This is a genomic window from Sphingopyxis sp., assembly GCF_036402335.1.
Taxonomy (GTDB): domain Bacteria; phylum Pseudomonadota; class Alphaproteobacteria; order Sphingomonadales; family Sphingomonadaceae; genus Sphingopyxis.
This window is the reverse complement of record NZ_DASWTD010000607.1, coordinates 1-4,727: the sequence shown is the minus strand read 5'-3', so window position 1 is coordinate 4,727 and position 4,727 is coordinate 1. Positions and strand designations below refer to the sequence as shown.

The window sequence follows — 4,727 nt, the reverse complement described above, 5'->3', positions numbered from 1 at the left end:
GGACGAACAGCGCCGTGCCCACGCCCGAACCGATGCATGAAGATAAGGCGGAAGACCAACCCGGCGGGCGCAATCCCGTGCGCTATGGCGATTGGGAGCTGAAGGGGCTGGCGATCGACTTCTGACGCAGGCGAGCGTCCGGCGATTGGATTTCAAATGGCCGCCTCGTACGAGGCGGCCATTTTGGTGTGCGTCAAACGGTCGGGAGTTCCATGACGGCGGGCATCTTGCCGGCCTTGACCTGCTCGGCAAAGATTTCGCGCATCAACTGCAGCGAGAAGAGGTGCGCGAAGATCAGCGCCAGAATACCGTTCTGCGTCAGCTTGCGCAGGACATCGCCGCGCAATTCGCGCAGCTTGTTCTCGTCGACCATCTGGAAACCGCGATAGACGAAGGGCTTGTCATTGCCTTCCTGCTGGATAGCGACTTCGCCGTCCATCAACAGGTCGGCCTTCTTCAGTTCCTCGACAAAAAAGCCGGTGCGCTGGCCAGCTTCTTCAAAATTCTTGCAGAACTCCAGAACGGACTGGACCGAACCGGCAGGCTGGCCGTCTTCGAACAGCGCGTCGCCTTCGTCGAACTTGCCAATCGCTTCCGACGTCGGATCGAAGCACAGCGACAATTCTTCCGAGCCCTCCTGCAGCCGGGCGAGCAGGAAGGGGTAGCGGCGGACATAGGCGGGCACGTAAACGGGATTGAGCAGCTTGCCTTCATCGTCGACGAAAGTGTTCACGCCTTCGTTGAGGCCCATCAGCGCCAGCGGAACCGGATTTTCGCCCGCCGAAAAGACGATCGGATAATAGCGGCAGGCCGAAACGAATTCATCGGAGGTCAGGGGGATTGCATGCTGGTTGACGAGGAAGTCGGCCTTGTCGAGCGCGCGAGCGCGGAAATCGGCATGTTCGACGCTCGAAAGCGGAACGAGGTCCCTGTAGAACAGCGGCAGGTTGGCGGGTGCGGGCGCAGTGGCCATGATTGAACTCCGGTAGCGAGCCCCGGTAGCCCGGAGCGAAAAGGATACAGCGCCTTATTGATCCGGGCCTCGCCGCGCAAGGGGGCGATCGCGCCGGGCGCCAGATCGTCAGGCGATTAGCTTGCCGGGATTGAGAATCCCCGCCGGATCTAGCCCATCCTTGATGCCGCGAAGCGCCGCCAGTCGTGCCGGACTGTCGAGTTCGGCCAATATGTCCCGCTTCATCTGGCCGATACCATGCTCGGCCGAAATAGACCCGCCGAGTTCGATGACATGCGAGTAGACCAGCCGGCTGACCGCCGCGCCATGCTTGGCAAGCCATGCCGCGCCATCGGCGCCGGCGGGGGGCTGGACATGGTGATGGACATTGCCATCGCCGAGATGGCCGAAGGACAGGGCGCGGATACCAGGGAAGGCGCGTTCGAGCCGGCCCGGATTGTCCGCGATAAACGCCGGCATCAGATCGACGGGAACGCTGATATCGTGCTGCAACGCAGGTCCTTCGGCGCGCTCGGCTTCCGAGATCGAATCGCGCAGCCGCCAGAAATCCTCGCTTTCGCGATCATTTTTGGCGATCACAACATCACGGATCAGCCCGGCGTCGAGTGCGGCAGCAAGCTGGGGTTCGAGTGCCCGATCGAGGGTCTCTGCGTTATCTCCTGCCAGTTCGGAGAGGACATACCAGGGATGAGGGGCTGCGAGCGGTGCCCGCGTCCGGGGAATGTGGCGCAGCACTGCGGCGAGACAGCTATGAGGGATCAGTTCGAAGCCCTCGAGTTCGCTTCCGATAGCTGCGTCGAGACGGCGCAGCAGCACCAGTGCGCTTGCCGGCGAATCGACCGCGATCCATGCGGTACGCCGCGCGGTGGCGGCAGGCACGAGGCGGAGCGTGGCGGCGGTGACGATTCCCAAAGTCCCTTCGGCTCCGCAAAGCAGATGCCGCAGGTCATAGCCGCGATTGTCCTTCTTGAGTGGCGCCAGTCCGTCGAAGATGCTTCCGTCCGGCAGCACCGCCTCAACGCCCGCGACCAGCGCGCGCATTGTCCCATGACGCAGCACTTGCGTGCCCCCGGCATTGGTCGACACCAATCCGCCGATCGTTGCCGATCCCTTGCCTCCCAACGTCAGCGGGAAACGGAGCTGGCGCGTCAGAACGGCATTATGGAAATTTTCGAGAATGACGCCAGCCTCCGCGATCGCGACATGGGCCGCTTCGTCGATATCGCGAATCCGGTTCATACGCCGCAAGCTGAGCAACAGCTGGTTGCCGCTCGTATCGGGGGTCGCGCCGCCGACCATGCCGCTGTTGCCGCCCTGCGGGACCAACGCGACGCCGGCGCTCGCGCACAGGCTAACGATGGCGGCGACTTCTTCGGTCGTCGCGGGGGACAGCATCGCGGGCGCAGCACCGCGATATTTGCCGCGCCAGTCGGTCAGCCATGGGCCCATAACGTCGGGGTCGGTGCTATAGCCCTTTGGCCCGAGCAGGTTTGCAAGAGCGCCGAGCAGCGATGCGGACGGAGGGCGCGTCATGCCATTTCACTCCAAGGCCATTTCGCACCGAGCGCGGGCAGGGATCGATAACAGTTCATTTGATGTTCAATCATCCTTGTTAAAAGGCGCGATGGACGAATAGTATCTTTTCGTCCAGCGGGCATGGACGCGGGAGCCAAGGGTGAGCAGCATCTTCTGTGAGGACGCCGAAGGAGCGGCAGCGCGGCTGTGCTGACGGTGGCATTCCTGTGGTTTGCGGCCGCGCCGGCGGCTGATGCAACGGCGCCTGTCGCTGCGCCCGAGCCGCTGGTTGCGATATCGGCGCCGACACCCGGGCAGACTTCGTCCTTCTGGCAGATGGTGATCGAACAGCAGCTCATCATTCGCGTTCCCGCGCGGCGTTCCCAACTCAACGACTTCGCAGCAGGCCCCGCTCCCTCGCGGCGCGCCACCGAGTTCCCGATAGTCTGGAAAGAAAAGAAGGCGCCAAAATGCGTGTCGATGCGGAACATCCTGGGGATGCAGGCCGTCCAGCGCGACAGCATCGACCTGATCACGCGGCAAAAGCAGCGGCTGCGCGCGCAACTCAATCGCGGCTGCCGCGCGCTCGATTTTTACGCGGGTTTCTACATGCAGGGCAGCAAGGACGGACAGCTTTGCGAGGATCGTGACCAGATCCACGCGCGGACGGGCGCGAAATGCGAGATCGACAAGTTCCGGTTGATGGTTCCCGTTCGCGACGACGATTAGGGTCAGGATCGGCTCATTGCGCATTCGAGGCGCAGCAATGGTGAAGATATCGGCTTCGGGTGCCCGCTGCAGATGGTGGTTCCATCTGCAAGGCCGCGTGGGACCGAGATCGACGTCATCTCGGCGTCCCCCTCGTTTAGCGGGAGGGGGGATTTGACCGATTTTGCCCATGGCTGTGTCAGCGAGCCTTGGAATATGTTCATATGCCTGCGCCGCGCTTCCTTGCCCGGAACAAAATCGCTTCAAACTTCGATTGTGCAATGAGCCGACCCTGACTCTTTCGCGTTTATCGCGGCCTTTCCTTGACTTTTCCTTGCCGTTTGCCCAATGGCCGCGGCAACGTCCGCCTACGTGGAAGGCAGGACGCCAACTCTTTTTCCGGACATGTCACCTCATGAAATTTGCCGACCTCGGCCTTTCCGACGAACTTTTGCGCGCCATTGACGAGGCGGGCTATGACGAAGCGACGCCGATTCAGGCGGGAGTCATTCCGTCGGTCTTGATGATGCGCGACATCATCGGCATCGCCCAGACGGGCACCGGCAAGACGGCTTCGTTCGTGCTTCCGATGATCGACATTCTGGCCCACGGCCGCGCCCGCGCGCTGATGCCGCGCTCGCTGATCCTTGCGCCGACGCGTGAACTTGCGGCGCAAGTCGCGGAGAATTTTGAAAAATACGGCAAGTACCACAAGTTGTCGATGGCGCTGCTGATCGGCGGCGTGCAGATGGGCGATCAGGTTAAGGCGCTGGAACGCGGTGTGGATGTTCTGATCGCGACGCCCGGCCGCCTGATGGATCTGTTCGAGCGCGGCAAGATCCTGCTGACCGGCTGCAACCTGCTCGTGATCGACGAGGCCGACCGGATGCTCGACATGGGTTTCATCCCCGACATCGAAAATATCTGCACCAAGCTCCCCGCGAATCGCCAGACCTTGCTGTTCTCGGCGACAATGCCGCCCCCGATCAAGAAGCTCGCAGACAAGTTCCTCTCGAATCCGAAGACGATCGAGGTCGCACGTCCGGCGAGCCGGAACGAGAATATCGAGCAGTTCCTGGTCAAGACCTCGGAACGCAGCAAGCGCGACACGCTCCGCGGCCTGATCGAAGCCGAGGACATCGGCACCGCAATCATTTTCTGCAACCGCAAGACCACCGTTCGCGAGCTTGCGAAATCGCTCCAGCGCTATCGCTACAAGGCGGGCGAGATCCATGGCGACATGGACCAGTCGAGCCGCATCGCCGAACTCGACCGCTTCAAGGCCGGCACGATCAACATTCTGGTGGCGTCCGACGTCGCGGCACGCGGGCTCGACGTCAAGGGTGTCAGTCATGTGTTCAATTTCGACGCGCCCTGGCATCCCGACGATTATGTCCATCGCATCGGTCGCACGGGGCGCGCGGGTGCCAAGGGACGCGCTTTCACGCTCGTGACGCCGTCCGACGACGAAGCGATCGACAACATCCAGAAGCTGACGGGATACAAGATCCCGATCCATGGCGGCGGCGCG

5 protein-coding genes are annotated in these 4,727 nt (G+C 62.2%); 3 read left to right on the top strand and 2 right to left on the bottom strand.

What is annotated here, in order from left to right:
• Positions 1-32: 32 nt before the first annotated feature.
• A complete protein-coding gene (locus VGD20_RS21780; protein WP_349256382.1) occupies positions 33-125 on the top strand; it encodes a DUF1674 domain-containing protein in 93 nt (30 codons plus the stop codon).
• A 68-nt stretch (positions 126-193) separates the two neighbouring features.
• Here VGD20_RS21780 and VGD20_RS19690 read toward each other — a convergent pair whose 3' ends face one another.
• Together VGD20_RS19690 and VGD20_RS19685 are read right to left on the bottom strand one after the other, a co-directional pair.
• Positions 194-973 carry a SapC family protein gene (locus VGD20_RS19690; RefSeq protein ID WP_331136072.1) on the bottom strand — a complete coding sequence of 260 codons (780 nt, stop codon included), beginning with the start codon at positions 971-973 and terminating at the stop codon, positions 194-196.
• A gap of 108 nt (positions 974-1,081) precedes the next feature.
• Entirely contained in the window at positions 1,082-2,506 is a 1,425-nt protein-coding gene (locus tag VGD20_RS19685; protein WP_331136071.1) for an FAD-binding oxidoreductase, read from the bottom strand.
• Positions 2,507-2,695: 189 nt separating this feature from the next.
• Here VGD20_RS19685 and VGD20_RS19680 point away from each other — a divergent pair, with 189 nt between their 5' ends.
• Positions 2,696-3,217: a hypothetical protein gene (locus VGD20_RS19680; protein WP_331136070.1), complete on the top strand. Its 522-nt coding sequence runs from the start codon at positions 2,696-2,698 to the stop codon at positions 3,215-3,217.
• 394 nt (positions 3,218-3,611) lie between these two features.
• Positions 3,612-4,727, top strand: a 1,116-nt coding sequence (locus VGD20_RS19675) for a DEAD/DEAH box helicase (protein ID WP_331136069.1), incomplete at its 3' end; no start/stop codon positions are given.

Bases quoted from the DNA above. Each gene is read 5' to 3' on its own strand.
- VGD20_RS19690 (WP_331136072.1), bottom strand. From the start codon at position 973: ATGGCCACTGCGCCCGCACCCGCCAACCTGCCGCTGTTCTACAGGGAC.
- VGD20_RS21780 (WP_349256382.1), top strand. From the start codon at position 33: ATGCATGAAGATAAGGCGGAAGACCAACCCGGCGGGCGCAATCCCGTG.
- VGD20_RS19685 (WP_331136071.1), bottom strand. From the start codon at position 2,506: ATGACGCGCCCTCCGTCCGCATCGCTGCTCGGCGCTCTTGCAAACCTG.